Raw genomic sequence first — 15,139 nt, forward strand, 5'->3', positions numbered from 1 at the left:
GACCCGCCCCCGGGGCCTACCCTCGGCGGCATGACCCCTCAGCCGAACCCCGAGATCGGGGCCGCCGTCAAGGCCGCCGACCGCGCGCACGTGTTCCACTCCTGGTCCGCGCAGGACCTCATCGACCCGCTCGCCGTCGCCGGGGCGGAAGGGTCGTACTTCTGGGACTACGACGGCCGGCGCTACCTCGACTTCACCAGCGGGCTCGTCTACACGAACATCGGCTACCAGCACCCGAAGGTCGTCGCCGCGATCCAGGAGCAGGCGGCGCGGATGACGACGTTCGCGCCCGCGTTCGCCGTCGAGGCGCGCTCGGAGGCGGCCCGGCTGATCGCCGAGCGGACCCCCGGTGACCTGGACAAGATCTTCTTCACCAACGGCGGCGCCGACGCCGTCGAGCACGCGATCCGCATGGCCCGGCTGCACACCGGACGCCCCAAGGTGCTCTCCGCCTACCGCTCGTACCACGGCGGCACCCAGCAGGCGATCAACGTCACCGGCGACCCGCGCCGCTGGGCCTCCGACAGCGGCACGGCCGGTGTCGTGCACTTCTGGGCGCCCTTCCTGTACCGCTCGCGCTTCTACGCCGAGACCGAGGAGCAGGAGTGCGCGCGCGCCCTGGAGCACCTGGAGACGACGATCGCCTTCGAGGGGCCGTCGACCGTCGCCGCGATCGTCCTGGAGACCATCCCGGGAACGGCCGGGATCATGCCGCCGCCGCCCGGCTACCTCGCCGGGGTGCGCGAGCTGTGCGACAAGTACGGGATCCTCTTCGTCCTGGACGAGGTCATGGCCGGGTTCGGGCGGACCGGTGAGTGGTTCGCCGCCGACCTGTACGACGTGGTGCCGGACCTGATGACCTTCGCGAAGGGCGTGAACTCCGGCTATGTGCCGCTGGGCGGTGTCGCCATCTCCGGCGCGGTCGCCGAGACCTTCGGCAAGCGGCCCTACCCGGGCGGCCTCACCTACTCGGGACACCCGCTGGCCTGCGCCGCCGCCGTCGCGACCATCGGCGTGATGGCCGAGGAGGGCGTCGTGGAGCACGCGGCGCGGCTCGGCGCGGACGTCGTCGGGCCCGGGCTGCGCGAGCTGGCCGAACGGCACCCCAGCGTCGGCGAGGTCCGCGGCGTCGGCATGTTCTGGGCGCTGGAGCTGGTGCGGAACCCGGAGACCCGGGAGCCGCTGGTGCCGTACAACGCGGCCGGTGAGGCCAACGCCCCGATGGCCGCGTTCGCCGCCGCGGCCAGGGAGCACGGCGTGTGGCCCTTCGTGAACATGAACCGCACCCATGTGGTGCCGCCGTGCAACGCGAGCGAGGCGGAGCTGAAGGAGGGGCTCGCGGCCCTGGACGCGGCCCTGTCCGTGGCGGACGGCTACGTGGAGTAGCCGCCGGCAGCGACAGCGCGACCGGAGCACCAGGGGCGCGGGCGATGTTTCGCCCGCGCCCCTTCGCACGCCGCGCGCCCCACCTGACCGCGTAAGGTGGCGTGCTTGAAGGCATGTGCGCCATGTGCGTGCACACCACTCGACACGCGACCAGGGAGACGCCCCGACCATGCCCGGCTTCAGCGGCAGCGGCGCCGTGACCCGCAGCACCCTGCGGCAGCAGATCGCCGACGCGCTCCGTGACGAGGTGCTGGCCGGGCGGCTGCAGTCGGGTCAGGAATTCACCGTCAAGGAGATCGCCGAGCAGTACGGCGTGTCCGCGACGCCGGTCCGGGAGGCGCTGGTCGACCTGTCGGCGCAGGGGCTGCTCGACGCCGACCAGCACCGCGGCTTCCGGGTGCACGAGTACTCCGCCGAGGACTTCCGGGACATGGTCGAGGCCCGCAGCCTGGTGACCTCCGGGATCTTCCGCGCACTGGCCGAGGGCCACGGCACGCATGCGGCCGTACCGCCCGGACCGCCCAGGAGCCTCCCGCCGGACGAGTCCCGGGTCGCCGCCGTGCTCGCCGGGGTGCGCCGGCGCGGCGAGGAGGCGCAGCGCGCGGCCGTCGCCGGGGACGTCACCGTGCTGATCGGCTACGACCTGCGCTTCTGGCGCGAACTCGGCGCCCTGTTCGGCAACCCGTACCTCACCGACTTCCTCAACCGGCTCCGCGTCCAGACCTGGGTGTGCGTGGTGCAGCATCTGCGGCGGCTGCCCGATCTGCGGGGGCGCCTGTGGGCGGGGCACACCGATCTGGTCGACGCCTTGGTGCGCCGTGACACCGACGCCGCCCACGCGATGGTCGAGTCGTACAACGCGCACGCACTTCGGCTGATCGAGAGCCTGACGGACGGCGGGATGGGTAAGGGACCTGCACGGGGGGAGCCGCCCGTGCCGGGCGCCGATACCCTTCCCTGACCAGGACCCGTCCCGACGACCGTGCTGTGTGAGGAGCCCTCTTTGGCCTGTGACCTGTGGCTGGTGCCGCTCGTCGACGTGTTGTGCCACACGCCCGACAATCCGTTCGCCGAGGAACTCGCGCAGTACAACGCGGTGCTGGCCGAGTCGGGTCTGCCCCCGGTGCCGGTCCACCCGTACATGCCGGGCCTGTCCGGCGACGTGGCGCCGGTGGCGGGTTTCGACTACGACGCGCTGCACTTCCTGCGCCGGGTGTACCTGCTCCAGGTGTGCGGCCTGCCGGTCACACCGGTCGACGAACTCGGCGGCGACTACGAGCAGTTGCTGGAGATGTTCGAAGCGACGGCGCAGCAGTCGCACCTGGTCTGGCACTACGACCACGCGGGCGCCTACGTCCCCGTCGACTTCCCGCAGCCGCTGTCCAGTGACGAACTCCTCGCGGGCGGCGGCCCGTTGGGCTCCTCGCACGCCCTGCTGCGGGAACTGGAACTGGTCGCCCCGGCCATCGGCATCGACCCGTCGAACCCCCCGGCGGCGCCCGAGCCCCCGCTCGGGCCCACCGAACTGGAGGAGCCGGCCGGGCCGGCCCCGTACGACCCCAGCCCCTTCGCCCGCGAACGCCACGTGTGGCTGGGCCTGCACGCGGCGGCGACACGGAGCCTGGCGCAGGGGTCGATGATCGTCTTCAGCTGAGCGTCAGCGCAGCTGCGACAGTCCCTTCTGCAGGTCCTCCGCGTTCATGATCGGGGTGATCTCGAGGCGGGCGTTCATCTCGGTGAAGAACGGCTCGCCCGTCGGGGGGAGTTGCGAGCTGTCCTGCATGTCGAAGACCAGCAGCATCGTCCGCTGCCCGCCCACCGGGCCGAAGTAGGCGGCTTCCGGCTGGAGCCGGTCGAGAATGCCCTTCACCACCTCGGGCATCCGCCCGCCGTGGATCAGCTCGTTCGCCTTCGCCGTGTCCAGGGTCGCCTTGAGCAACACGCGCATCGGACTCACCTTCTTCCAGTCGATGCACGCACCGAATTTCAGCATATGCCCGTTACGCCATGTTCGTTCCCCCGGCTGTGGATGCGGCGCTTTCGGGCCCGTGCCCGTAGCCGGGCAGACCTCCGACCGGTGCCCGACACGCTCCGGTCGCGGCGGTCAGCCGCTGAGGACCTTCGTCAGCGCCTGCCTGATCACCCTCAGCTTGGCGAGCTGCCGCCCCCGCGCCACGCGCTGTTCGTGCCATGCGCCGATGCGTCTTCCCAGCTCGCGCTGGTCCATGATGCCGGGCAGCTCCATCTCCACGTCCACCAGGCGACCGGGGGAGAGAACCGGGGTGTCCCCCGTCATGGTCCGCGCCACGTCGAAGATCCGGCGCTGGACGTGAGGCAGTCGCAGCCACGCCCACAGGTAATCGGTCGACAACAGTTCCTCACCCGGCCTGAGGCACACGACCTGCGCGCTGAAGGTCGCACGAGCCAGTTGCCCCCGCCACACGGCGACTCGCAGCTTCCGATCGGGTGCTACGGCAGCCAGCAGCACATCACCCGCCCTCAGCAGCGCGTCGGCTCCCACCGGGCCGCCCGCATCGAGCCGGTGCAGGCGGGACGGATCGAGGTCGAGCCCATCCGCCGTGATGTTGGCCATCCGAATCACGGGCGCACCGACGGCCCCCGGGCGTGCGCGATGGGAACCCCCGCCGCGCGCGTGGGTGAGGACTTCGCCCAGCGGGCGTCGTGCCACCCGGTCCGCGCCCCCGCGTATCAGCGCGAGAGTCCCCGCCATCTCGTCGAGGTCCAACTTGGCCAGAGCACCTTCGGCCGCCTTCTCGGCGTCGATCAGTTCGTGTACGGCGGCCAGGAGCTCCCGCCGGCCGGCTGCGGTGCCCGCAGCCCTGGAGGTGAGGTTCCAGGTGCGCCGGGCGGACCAGGGGTTGTTCTGTGCCACGCCGTCCCCGTGGCCGTACAACTGGGCCTCGATCTCGCGGAAGGACAGCAGGTACTTCTCCTGCCACCGCTCGTACACCCGGACCAGCTCGAGGCGCCTTCTGGTCAGCAGTTCCTCGAGCCCGTCGGTGACGCGCTTCTTGAAGGTGCCGAGTACGATCTCCCGCGCCGCAGGCTCCGAGGCCGACGCATCCCGGGCGTTGCTCAGCCGAGGCAGGAAGTCTCCTTCCAGTGAGGTGATCACCTTTCTGGCCGAGGTGCGCCGGCGCCGCAGTTCCCGCACCGTCGCCGCGGCGGCCGCTTCATCAGCCGTCGAGTCGTCCTCCCCATCGGATTCCTCCCCCTGGGTTTCGGCCCTCGCACGGGTCTGGTCCAGGACGGCCTGTGCCTCCTGCAGCTGCGCGGTCAGCCCGGTGAGCTCCGCCTCCGCCGCATGCAGCTCGTGCAGGAAGTCGGGCAGCAGCACCCCGACCACCTCGCGCTCGTACGCCTGCTTCCGCTCCGCCTTCGCGGTAGCAAGCGGTTGATCCGAGAGCGGGTCGGTTCCGCCGGTGAGTGTCGCCTCGACCAGCCGGACCCAGCCGTCGACCACTCCCACGGCACCGTTGGCCGCCAGGGCCTTGAGATCGCTCTTCAGAGCACGCCACCAAGCCGACGCCGCACCCATGAGTTCCAGTCGGTCAAGAAGGCCGACCGCGGACAGGCTCGTCCGGAAGGAATCGACCAGGTCAGCGCGCAGGAGCGAGAGTCGCTGGCCAGAGACGCGTTCCGGACGCTCCCCGGCTTCAGGGGGCGTAACCTGAGTGATTCTGTCGGCCGCCCCACTCCACCACTCCTCGAAGGCGTCCCTCAGCTGCTGCTCCCGCCCGCGCACCATCTCGGCCAGTCGGACACCGTCCGGCCGCTCACGCTCGGGAGGGAAGTCGACGTACGCAGGATCGTCGGGACGTACGACGAAGAGATCGCTCGCCTTCAGCCCGTACGCCTCGAGCAGCGCACGGTTGGTCTCGATCTCCGCGACCGGTACTCCACCCTGCAGATACGCCTTGATGTCCTGCGGCTCGGGCGGCGGTGCGCTGTCGACGTACCGGCGCACGCTGAGGTTGTGATCGCTCTCCGCCAGCTCCGTCAGGGACACCACGCGTGAGAAGCGGTCCGTCTCGGCGAAGTCGTGGAAGGTGGCAACGATCTTCTCCACGTGTTCGTCGAGCAGGACGTTCTGTACCCGTCCGGAGTGGGATTCGCGTTCGGCGTTGATGAACAGCACCTTGCCCCGTCGCTCCGGGGCCTTCCTGCCCTGGGCACGGAGCACGAGGACACACGCCGGGATGCCGGTGCCGTGGAAGAGGTTGGGCGCCAGTCCGATGACGGCTTCCAGCAAGTCGTTGCGGATGAGGTGTTCCCGGACGCTCCGCTCCGCTCCGCCTCGGAACAGCACACCGTGCGGCATGACGGTGAACACCGAGCCGCCACGGTCCCTCACCATGTACAACATGTGCTGGAGGAACATCAGGTCCGCCCTGCCGCGCTCCGAGGTGACGCCGTAGGGCATGCGTTCCGCGGAGTCGGCCACGTGCGCCGCGCTGTAATGCATGGCGAACGGCGGATTACTGAGGACGAGGTCGTACGACTCACCCGCGTGCCGAGGGTTGGTGAGTGTGTCCCCCACCTCGAGGCGGAACCGCCGATGCCCGTGGAAGAGCATGTTCAGCGTGGCCATCGTCCATGACCCGTGGTTGGCATCCTGGCCGTCGAGGGTCAGGCCGGAGGAGTCACCGCCGTGCTCGTCGACGTACTCCTTGGCGTGGAGAAGCATGCCGCCGCTCCCCATGCACGGGTCGTAGACGCGCTGTTCAGGCGCCGGTCGCGCGAGTCGCGCGAGCATACGGGCCACCGCGCGCGGGGTGTAGAACTCGCCGCCCCGCATGCCCGCGGCATCGGCATAGTTCTGCAGCAGGAACTCGTAGGCCGTCCCGATCAGGTCCGGGCTCTCCAAGTCTCCCGTGCCCAACTGGAGACGACCGAAGTGGCCGATGAGCGCGGCCAGTTGCCTGTCCGCGGACGCTCCGGTGCCCCCCGTGCGACGGAAGGTTCCGTACGGGTACAGCCCGCGGAGGTGCTCGTTCGCCTCATGGGATGTCAGCGCGGTCAGGGCCAGCTCGAGGTGGCCGGGACCGATGTCGTCCACAGCGCCTGCAAGACGCGCCCAACGCGCCGGTTCGGGTACGTACACGGCGCCGCGGTCGATGTAGTTCTGGGGCGCCTCGGCCATGCCCCGCGCTGCCTCGACAGAGCAGCCCGTCGCCAGCGCTTCCGCGAGGATCGCTTCCCTGTTCCTCTCGAACTCGTCATTGGCTCGTTTGAGGAAGAGCAGGGACAGGATGAGGTCCCGGTACTCGCTGACGTCCATGGCGCCGCGCAGGATGTCGGCAGCTTTGAGCAGATGGCGTTCCAACTCCGCCAGCGTCGTCTTGGGCACGTGCGGCTCTCCTCGTCTGCTGTGCAACGTCACGGTGTGGAGGTGCCCTAGTAGCCGCTGAGGAGCAGCCCGCACTCCACGAACCGCCAGACGTCCGTGTAGGGGTCCCAGGCATGGGGATGGGGCGAGGAGTGACCGCCGTTGATCTTCTGGGCGTGCTTCCTGGCCGTCCGGTACCGGCTGAGGTCGTCCTCGGCGGCCGGGGTCAGCACCTGTCCCTCACGGACGTGTTTCGACTGCTGCTCGGTGACCGTCCGCACACCGCGTCCGTACGTCGCGGCGAAGCCGGGACGCGTGCGCAGCTTGCTGTTGGCGTCACCGCAGACCCCGCCGAAGGTGGACGTGTAGTTGGTGTAGTGCAGCAGTCGCCACAGTTCGAAGCAGGGGTGCGAGTAGGCGACGCGGACGCCCTCCTTCTCGGCGAGGCGCAGGGCTTCGGGGATGCCCTGATGGTCGTCCCGGTCGAAGAGGACCCACACTTGGGGCCAGTTCCAGTCCTTGCCCTGCCTGAGGCCGGCGTCCTTCGCCTCGCGCTCGACCTCGCGCAGGGTGACCACCGCGTCCTGGACCATCCGCAACGGCTTGCGGTGCTTGCCCTCGGCGTTGGGGTTGGCGATGTGGTGCTGCACCGTCCGTCCCGGTTCGGCCCACGTTCCGTTGCGGACGATGATGTCGATGTACTCGGGCTCGGTCACCTCGCCCTCCGTGTACACGTACACCTGGCGCGCCCGGCTCTCCCGGCCCTTCGCGCCGCCCTTCTTGCGGGAGACGCTGTCCCCTCCCCGTGGCCTCGCCATCAGAGCCCTTCCGCCCCCGTCCGTGCGTCGTCGTCCGCCGGGCCGGTGCCCAGGGCGGCCGTCTCCTGTGTGCGCAGCAACCGTCGGCCGATCTGACCCTCCGACATTTTCGGCACGGCTCCGAAAGACCCGGCCAGGTAGGACGACATCAGGTCCTCCTCCTCCGTCGGCTCCCAGTCCGCGACCGGGGTCAGCGTCGTGGCACCTCGCTCGTCCTTCTCCGTCAGCCAGATCTGCCCCGGCTGCAGCAGCCGTCCGCCGCCCGGAGTCCGCAGGAGGGACAGGTCATGGGCGGTGAAGACGAGTTGAGCGCCGTTACGGTTGAGCCAGGGGGCCTGGAAGAGGCGTACGACCTCGGCGGCGAAGCGCGAGTGGAGGCTGGCGTCGAGCTCGTCGACCAGGAGCACCGCTCCAGTGTCGAGAGCGAGCAGCAGCGGGCCGATCAGGGCGAACCAGGAGCGCGTTCCCCAGGACTCGGCGTCCCAGTCGAGCACGGTACGGTCGCCGCCGGTCTCGTGCACGAGACGCACTGTGGGTCGGCCGGAGGACGTCTGCTCGACCTCCACCCCGACGATGCCCAGGTCGGCCACCTTCAGGAGTTCTTCGGCCCGGCGCCGGAAGCTCTCGTCGCGCAGCAGCCGAAGGGCCGTGTAGTCCTCGCGCTGGGTCCGCTCCGTCTCGGGCGTGACGTCCCAGAAGTTGTTCTTGAACCAGTCGAACACGGGGGTGAGCTGCTCGTGCCCGTCGTTCGCCGCACGGGTCAGCAGCAAGGCGTCCGGGCGGGTGGTGCGCGCCAGCCGGGCACGGTCGCGGAGCCGGTCGCCGGGGAAGTCGAAGTCCTTCTCCCGGGTGGCGTCCCGTTCGAACCAGACCTGGCGGCGGCCCTTGGGATAGGCGTAGAGCCACTCGGCTTCCACACGTCGTTGCCCGAGTTCGAAGCCGTAGCTCCAGCGCACCCCGTCGGCGAGGACGAAGTCGGCCTCGTACAGGGAGGTCTCGGCGGCGGCCTTGGGGTCGAGGGCGAACTCGTCGCGGGGAATGCCGTCGTAGGAGGTCCAGTCGGCGTACGACCGCAGCACGCAGTGGCGCATGTTCCTCAGCGCGGCGATCAGGTTCGACTTGCCGGAGGCGTTGGCGCCGAAGACACCGAGGACGGTGTGGACGGGAAGCCGTCGGCCGTCGGAGAGTTCCGTCTCGCGTGCGGTGGCGCGTTCGTTCTCGTCGTCCTCGGGCGCGACGAACGACAGTTCCTGCTCGTCGCGCAGGGACCGGACGTTGGCCACCCGGAATCTCAGCAGCATTCCGCTTCCTTCACGACGGACACAGTGGTCGCCTCCCCCGAACGGGACGGCTGGCCGGGTTCACCGCACCGGCCATCCCATCAGATCTCCGGGTCCCCGGAGGGAGAACTCAGAGGAACGAGTTGATCTCGATCGTCTCGTCGCGGCCCGGGCCCACGCCGATCGCGGAGATCGGGGCGCCGGACATCTCCTCCAGCGCCTTCACGTACGCCTGGGCGTTCTTCGGCAGGTCGGAGAAGGACTTCGCCTTGCTGATGTCCTCGCTCCAGCCCGGCAGCATCTCGTAGACGGGCTTCGCGTGGTGGAAGTCGGTCTGCGAGTACGGCAGCTCCTCGACGCGCCGGCCGTCGATCTCGTACGCCACGCAGACCGGGATCTGCTCCCAGCCGGTGAGGACGTCGAGCTTGGTGAGGAAGAAGTCGGTCAGGCCGTTGACGCGGGTGGCGTAGCGGGCGATGACCGCGTCGAACCAGCCGCAGCGGCGGTCCCGGCCGGTGGTGACGCCCCGCTCGCCGCCGATGCGGCGCAGCGCCTCGCCGTCCTCGTCGAACAGCTCCGTCGGGAACGGACCGGCGCCGACGCGGGTCGTGTACGCCTTGAGGATGCCGATGACGCGGCTGATCTTCGTCGGGCCGACGCCGGCGCCGGTGCAGGCGCCGCCCGCGGTCGGGTTCGACGAGGTGACGAAGGGGTACGTGCCGTGGTCGATGTCGAGCAGCGTGCCCTGGCCGCCCTCGAAGAGGACCACCTTGTCGTCCTCCAGCGCCCGGTTCAGGACCAGGACGGTGTCGGCGACGTACGGGGCGAGCTTGTCGGCGTAGCCCAGCAGCTCCTCGACCACCTGGTCCACGGCGATGGCGCGCCGGTTGTAGAGCTTGGTGAGGATCTGGTTCTTGACGTCGAGGGCCGCCTCGACCTTCTGGGTGAGGATCGACTCGTCGTACAGGTCCTGGACGCGGATGCCGACGCGGTTGATCTTGTCGGCGTACGTCGGGCCGATGCCGCGGCCGGTGGTCCCGATCTTGCGCTTGCCGAGGAAGCGCTCGGTCACCTTGTCCACCGTCACGTTGTACGGCGTGATGATGTGCGCGTTACCGCTGATCAGGAGCTTGGACGTGTCGACGCCGCGCTCGTTCAGCCCGCTCAGCTCGGAGAGCAGGACCGACGGGTCGACGACGACGCCGTTGCCGATGACCGGCGTGCAGCCGGGGGACAGGATTCCGGAAGGGAGCAGGTGGAGGGCGTACTTCTGGTCGCCCACGACTACCGTGTGGCCGGCGTTGTTGCCGCCCTGGTAGCGCACCACATAGTCGACGGAACCACCGAGCAGGTCCGTCGCCTTTCCCTTGCCTTCGTCACCCCACTGAGCACCGAGCAGCACAAGTGCGGGCACGCGCGTACACCCCTTCCGGGCGGGGCATGTCCAAGGTCAGGGGCGCACACGGAGGATCACCGCCGCGTGCACCGCGACCGCCGTTGGCCGCCAACCGTCGGACCGGATGCCCCGGAATAGACGAAGCCCCTGGCGCAATAGCGCAAGGGGCTCTTGCACACCGATGCTACCCGAGGAAGCGAGGCATGGCCGAGGTGGCGACTTCCGCGACGTCCGATCAGCTCCTGGTGGTCATCGATCCGGTCGCCCGCCGGGCCGACGGCGAGTCCGTCAGAATCGCGAAAGACGTGCTCAACGCGGGTGCGGCCGGGACCAAGCTGTGTCTGCCGGACGGTCCCGAGGAGTTCGTCCGGGCGCTGGTGCGGCGGGGTTCGCGGCGGCCGGTGGTGATCGGCGACGACCGGGCGCTGGTGCGGGCGGTGGCGCTGCTGCACCGGCAGCGGGAGCTGGCCGACTGCGCGCTGTCGCTGGTGCCGGTCGGTGCGGCGCTGTCGCTCGCCCGGTCGCTGGGCGTGCCGACGGGGGCGGTGGCCGCGGCGCGGGCCGTGCTGGACGGGGCGGAGCGGCGGATGGACCTGCTGGTGGACGACAGCGACGGGGTGGTGCTCGGCACGCTGCGGATACCGCCGGTCGGGGGCGTGACATCGGTGCGGGACGCGGACGGCGGGGCGGGCCGTCCCTGGCTGCGGACCTGCCAGTCCCTGGTGCGGACCCTGGTGCCGGCCCGGCCGCCCGGGACGGTGTCCGCGCCGGAGGCGGGACCGGCACGACTGCGGGTGGAGGTCGACGGGCGGACGCTCGTCGACCTCGGGCAGCCGGTGGAGGGCGTCTCGGTCGTGCCCGGTGTCCCGGGGGCGGCCCGGGTGGAGGTACGACCGGCGTCGGTGGGCGCGGAGGCGTCCCCGCTGTCGGCCGAGGGCCGCACGGTGACCGTGTCGGGCGCGCACTTCCGCTACCGGGCGGACGCGGTCGTGTCGGGTCCGGTACGGACGCGCACGTGGGTGGTGCGGGAGGCCGCCTGGGGGCTGGTCCTGCCGGCGAGCTAGGCCGTGTCCCGTCAGGGGGCCGTGAACTCGGCCGTGTCCAGCAGGCAGTCGAAGGGCGCGGGGATCGGCAGCTTCTCGCCGAAGGGCCTGGTGCAGCGGGAGGCGTAGCCCTTGGCGGAGGGCGTCCAGAGGACCGTGGCCTGCTCCTCCTGCATGTCGAGGATCAGGTAGACGGGGACGCCCGCCTTCCCGTAGGTCTCGACCTTGTCGGACAGGTCGTCGTCGCGGGTGGAGGAGGAGGTCAGCTCGGCGACGAAGGTGAGGGCTTCGCCGTCGAGGTGGTTGCTGGTGCTTCGACTGACGCTCCGGTGTCCGGCATGGATGTCGGGCCCGTACGCGCGTTCCACTCCCGGGAACACGTACAGGAAGGGCGCGCTGCTGATCCGGTGTTCCTCCGGGAGGTACGGCCGGAGCTGGTCGCACACCAGCTCCATGACGTCGAGGTAGTACCCCTTCGACCACGGCGACACGACGATGTTCCCCCTGATGATCTCGGCCCTGTAGCCGTCGGGCACGTCCAGTCCGTCGAGGGTGTCGAGCAGGCCCTCGAAGCCGGCGGGCTCGGTGCCGTTTGTCGTCGGTCGCTCTGCCATGACTGTCATGATGCGCCCTCCCCAGGAGACGGACCAGCCGCAACTCAGAGTATCCGATCAACTACGGACCAGGGGTCGTCTTCCCGGTCGGCTCACGCCCGCCCGAACCGTTCTGCGCGGTGGGCTCGCCAGCGTTCCATCATCGCCACGACCTCCCGGTCGATGAACTCGAAGAAGGCCAGGGTCTCCGTCAGCCGGCGGCCCGCCGGGGTGTCCGGGCCGAGGCTGGTGACGCCCTCCCGGAGCGCGTCCTCCCAGCGCTTGATCACGGTCTCGCGGTTGGTGAGCGCCTCGTACCACTGGTCGCCGTGCACCCGGTACCGTTCGCGGCGCGAGCCGGGCTCCCGCTCGCGGGAGACCATGTGCACCTGTGCCAGGTAGCGCACCGCGCCGGAGACCGCGGCGGGTGAGATCTTCAGCGCCTCGCTCAGTTCGGCGGAGGTCAGCACGCCCCGGTCGGAGGCGAGCAGGGCGGCGAAGACGCGGGCCGGCATCCGCTGCAGGCCGGCTTCCACCAGCTGGGCCGCGAAGTGCTCCACGAACCTCGAGACCGCCTCCGGGTCCCGGGCCGGCTCGCTCCGTTCCGCCATGCTCCGCTCATCTCCCCTGCTCGGACGCCGACGATCAGTCTAGCCCGCATTTATACACTTCCTTAACTTCACAAATTTCTGAAAGAAGCGTACGTTCCAAAGCATGACCAAGGCCATCACCGTGTCCGGGCTGCACAAGTCGTTCGGCCGGACCCACGCACTGGACGGGCTCGACCTGAGCGTCGAGTCCGGCGAGGTCCACGGCTTCCTCGGGCCCAACGGCTCCGGGAAGTCCACGACCATCCGCGTTCTGCTCGGACTGCTGCGCGCCGACTCCGGCGCCGCGCAGGTACTGGGCCGCGACCCGTGGACCGACGCCGTGGAGATCCACCGCCGAGTCGCCTACGTCCCCGGCGACGTGACGCTGTGGCGCAACCTCTCCGGCGGGGAGGTCATCGACCTGTACGGCAGGCTCCGCGGCGGCCTCGACACCGCGCGCCGGGCCGAGCTGATCGAACGGTTCGAGCTGGACCCGACGAAGAAGGGCCGCACCTACTCCAAGGGCAACCGGCAGAAGGTCGCGCTGGTCGCCGCCTTCGCCTCCGACGTCGACCTGCTGATCCTGGACGAGCCGACGTCCGGCCTCGACCCGCTGATGGAGGAGGTCTTCCAGCGCTGCGTCGCCGAGGAACGCGAGCGCGGGCGGACCGTGCTGCTGTCCTCGCACATCCTCAGCGAGGTGGAGGAGCTGTGCGACCGGGTCAGCATCATCCGCAGGGGGCGGACCGTGGAGAGCGGCTCGCTCGCCGACCTGCGGCACCTGACCCGCACCAGCGTCACCGCCGAACTCGCCGGGCCGCCCGACGGGCTCGCCGGCCTGCCCGGCGTGCACGACCTCGACGTGCGCGGGCACAGGGTCCGGCTCCAGGTCGACACCGACCGGCTGGACGGAGTGCTGCGCGCACTCAGCGAGACGGGTGTGCGGTCACTGACCTCCACCCCGCCGACGCTGGAGGAACTGTTCCTGCGGCACTACCAGGACGACCGGCACGACACCGGCGGCGTCCCGGACACGGCCGCCGACGCGGAGGTGACCGTCCGATGAGCGCCGCGGCCTTCTCCGTACGGCCCCCGAGCTCCCGCCGGCTCGCGGGCACCGGCACCCTCGTGCGGTTCGCGCTGCGCCGGGACCGGCTGATGATCCCGGTGTGGGTCGGGGTGAACGCGCTGATGGTGCTGTCCATGCCGAACACCCTGAAGGGCCTGTACGGCACCCCGGCCGAACGCGCCGACCTGGTCGGCCGGATGGCCACCAACCCCTCGCTGCGCGCCATGGTCGGCCCGGTCTTCGGCGACTCCCTCGGCGCCCTGACCACCTGGCGGGCCGGCGTGTACGCGGGCGCGCTGGCCGCCGTGGTGAGCCTGCTGGTCGTCGTACGGCACACCCGGGACGAGGAGGAGAGCGGGCGTCAGGAGCTGGTGGCGTCCGGGATGGTGGGCCGCCGCGCGCCGCTGACGGCGGCGCTGCTGGCGGCGGCCGTCGCGAACGGGGTGCTGGCGCTGGTGGTGGCGGCCGGGCTGGCCGGGCACGGCGCGGGCGGCGCGGTGGCGTTCGGGCTGGGGCTCGCCGGTGTGGGCATGCTGTTCGCGACCACGGCGGCGATCGTGGCGCAGCTGACGGAGAGCGCGCGGCTCGCGCGGGGGCTGACCGCCGCGGTGCTCGGCGCCGCGTTCGTGCTGCGCGCGGCGGGCGACTCGGCGACCGACGACGGCTCCTCGCCGCTGACCTGGGCGTCGCCGCTCGGCTGGCTGGAGAACCTGCGGCCCTTCGCCGGTGAGCGGTGGTGGGTGCTGGGCCTGTTCGCGGGTGCCGCGCTGCTCCAGGGCGCGGTGGCGTACGCGCTCGCCGGGCGCCGGGACCTCGGCATGAGCTTCCTGCCGAGCCGGCCCGGACCGGCCGCCGGGCGGCTGGGCGGCGCGGCCGCGCTGGCCTGGCGGTTGCAGCGGGGCGGCGTGCTCGGCTGGAGCACCGGCTTCCTGCTCGCCGGGCTGGTGTACGGCGGCATGGCGGACGGCGCGGCCGAGCTGGTCGGCGACAACGAGGGCGCCCGGGAGATCTTCCAGCGGATGGGCGGGCAGACCGGGCTGACGGACGCGTTCCTCGCCGCGATGGCCGGGATGCTCGGCCTGGTCGCCGCGCTGTTCGTGGTGGCGTCGGTGCTGCGGCTGCACGGCGAGGAGACCTCGGGGCGGGCGGAGCCGGTCCTCGCGGGAGCGGTCGGGCGGCTGCGGTGGGCGGCAGGACACCTGGCGGTGGCGTTCGGCGGCTCGGCGCTGCTGATGCTGCTCGCCGGCGCGGGCCTCGCCCTCGGCCACGGCGAGCGGACCGGCGCGCTCCTCGGGGCGTGCCTGGTGCAGCTCCCGGCGGTGTGGGTGGTCGGCGGCGTGACGGTGCTGCTGCACGGACTGGTGCCGCGGGCGGCGCCGGCCGCCTGGGGCGTGGCGGGTGCGGTGCTGCTGATCGGCTGGGTCGGGCCGGCGCTGGACGTGCCGCAGGCGGTGCTGGACCTCTCGCCCTTCGGCCACCTGCCGAAGCTGCCGGGCGGTGAGATGGCGTGGCCGCCGGTGCTGTTCCTCACGGCGCTCGCGGCGGCCCTGGTGGCGGCGGGACTGGCCGGGCTGCGGCGCCGGGACCTGACGACGTGACGGGCCGCCGTCGGCC

Annotated in this window: 13 protein-coding genes; 6 read left to right on the forward strand and 7 right to left on the reverse strand. The window is 71.1% G+C overall.

Annotation, left to right across the window (positions count from 1 at the left end):
* Window positions 1-30 precede the first annotated feature (30 nt).
* The 3 genes from FGW31_RS15945 (at window position 31) to FGW31_RS15955 (ending at window position 3,040) form a co-directional block, all read left to right on the forward strand.
* Entirely contained in the window at window positions 31-1,386 is a 1,356-nt protein-coding gene (locus FGW31_RS15945) for an aspartate aminotransferase family protein (RefSeq protein WP_142194077.1), read from the forward strand.
* Between the two features lie 169 nt (window positions 1,387-1,555).
* Window positions 1,556-2,347 (forward strand): GntR family transcriptional regulator, encoded by a 792-nt coding sequence (locus FGW31_RS15950; RefSeq protein ID WP_142194078.1) that lies wholly within the window; start codon window positions 1,556-1,558, stop codon window positions 2,345-2,347.
* Window positions 2,348-2,389: 42 nt separating this feature from the next.
* On the forward strand, window positions 2,390-3,040 hold the full coding sequence (locus FGW31_RS15955; protein ID WP_142194079.1) for a hypothetical protein: 651 nt from the start codon (window positions 2,390-2,392) through the stop codon (window positions 3,038-3,040).
* Window positions 3,041-3,043: 3 nt separating this feature from the next.
* Here FGW31_RS15955 and FGW31_RS15960 read toward each other — a convergent pair whose 3' ends face one another.
* From FGW31_RS15960 to FGW31_RS15980, 5 genes are all read right to left on the reverse strand, one after another.
* Window positions 3,044-3,334, reverse strand: coding sequence for a hypothetical protein (locus tag FGW31_RS15960; RefSeq protein ID WP_142194080.1), 291 nt, complete (start codon window positions 3,332-3,334; stop codon window positions 3,044-3,046).
* 156 nt (window positions 3,335-3,490) lie between these two features.
* Window positions 3,491-6,757: an N-6 DNA methylase gene (locus FGW31_RS15965; protein ID WP_142194081.1), complete on the reverse strand. Its 3,267-nt coding sequence runs from the start codon at window positions 6,755-6,757 to the stop codon at window positions 3,491-3,493.
* Window positions 6,758-6,804: 47 nt separating this feature from the next.
* Complete coding sequence (locus tag FGW31_RS15970) at window positions 6,805-7,554, reverse strand: RloB family protein (RefSeq protein WP_142194082.1); 750 nt, start codon at window positions 7,552-7,554, stop codon at window positions 6,805-6,807.
* Window positions 7,554-8,855, reverse strand: a complete 1,302-nt coding sequence (locus FGW31_RS15975) for an AAA family ATPase (RefSeq protein WP_142194083.1) — start codon at window positions 8,853-8,855, stop codon at window positions 7,554-7,556. The genes FGW31_RS15970 and FGW31_RS15975 overlap by 1 nt, the downstream gene beginning before the upstream one ends.
* Window positions 8,856-8,964: 109 nt before the next feature.
* Window positions 8,965-10,248, reverse strand: a complete 1,284-nt coding sequence (locus FGW31_RS15980) for an adenylosuccinate synthase (protein WP_142194084.1) — start codon at window positions 10,246-10,248, stop codon at window positions 8,965-8,967.
* A gap of 185 nt (window positions 10,249-10,433) precedes the next feature.
* Between FGW31_RS15980 and FGW31_RS15985 the strand changes: the two genes are divergently transcribed.
* Window positions 10,434-11,294, forward strand: a complete 861-nt coding sequence (locus FGW31_RS15985) for a diacylglycerol kinase family protein (protein ID WP_142194085.1) — start codon at window positions 10,434-10,436, stop codon at window positions 11,292-11,294.
* An 11-nt stretch (window positions 11,295-11,305) separates the two neighbouring features.
* Here FGW31_RS15985 and FGW31_RS15990 read toward each other — a convergent pair whose 3' ends face one another.
* On the reverse strand, window positions 11,306-11,896 hold the full coding sequence (locus FGW31_RS15990; protein WP_182675247.1) for a Uma2 family endonuclease: 591 nt from the start codon (window positions 11,894-11,896) through the stop codon (window positions 11,306-11,308).
* A gap of 83 nt (window positions 11,897-11,979) precedes the next feature.
* Window positions 11,980-12,477: a GbsR/MarR family transcriptional regulator gene (locus FGW31_RS15995; protein WP_142194087.1), complete on the reverse strand. Its 498-nt coding sequence runs from the start codon at window positions 12,475-12,477 to the stop codon at window positions 11,980-11,982.
* A 103-nt stretch (window positions 12,478-12,580) separates the two neighbouring features.
* Here FGW31_RS15995 and FGW31_RS16000 point away from each other — a divergent pair, with 103 nt between their 5' ends.
* Together FGW31_RS16000 and FGW31_RS16005 are read left to right on the forward strand one after the other, a co-directional pair.
* On the forward strand, window positions 12,581-13,522 hold the full coding sequence (locus tag FGW31_RS16000; protein ID WP_142194088.1) for an ABC transporter ATP-binding protein: 942 nt from the start codon (window positions 12,581-12,583) through the stop codon (window positions 13,520-13,522).
* Window positions 13,519-15,123, forward strand: coding sequence for an ABC transporter permease (locus FGW31_RS16005; RefSeq protein WP_142194089.1), 1,605 nt, complete (start codon window positions 13,519-13,521; stop codon window positions 15,121-15,123). The genes FGW31_RS16000 and FGW31_RS16005 overlap by 4 nt, the downstream gene beginning before the upstream one ends.
* Window positions 15,124-15,139: the final 16 nt, after the last annotated feature.

It is taken from the genome of Streptomyces calvus, from assembly GCF_006782915.1.
Taxonomy (GTDB): domain Bacteria; phylum Actinomycetota; class Actinomycetes; order Streptomycetales; family Streptomycetaceae; genus Streptomyces; species Streptomyces calvus.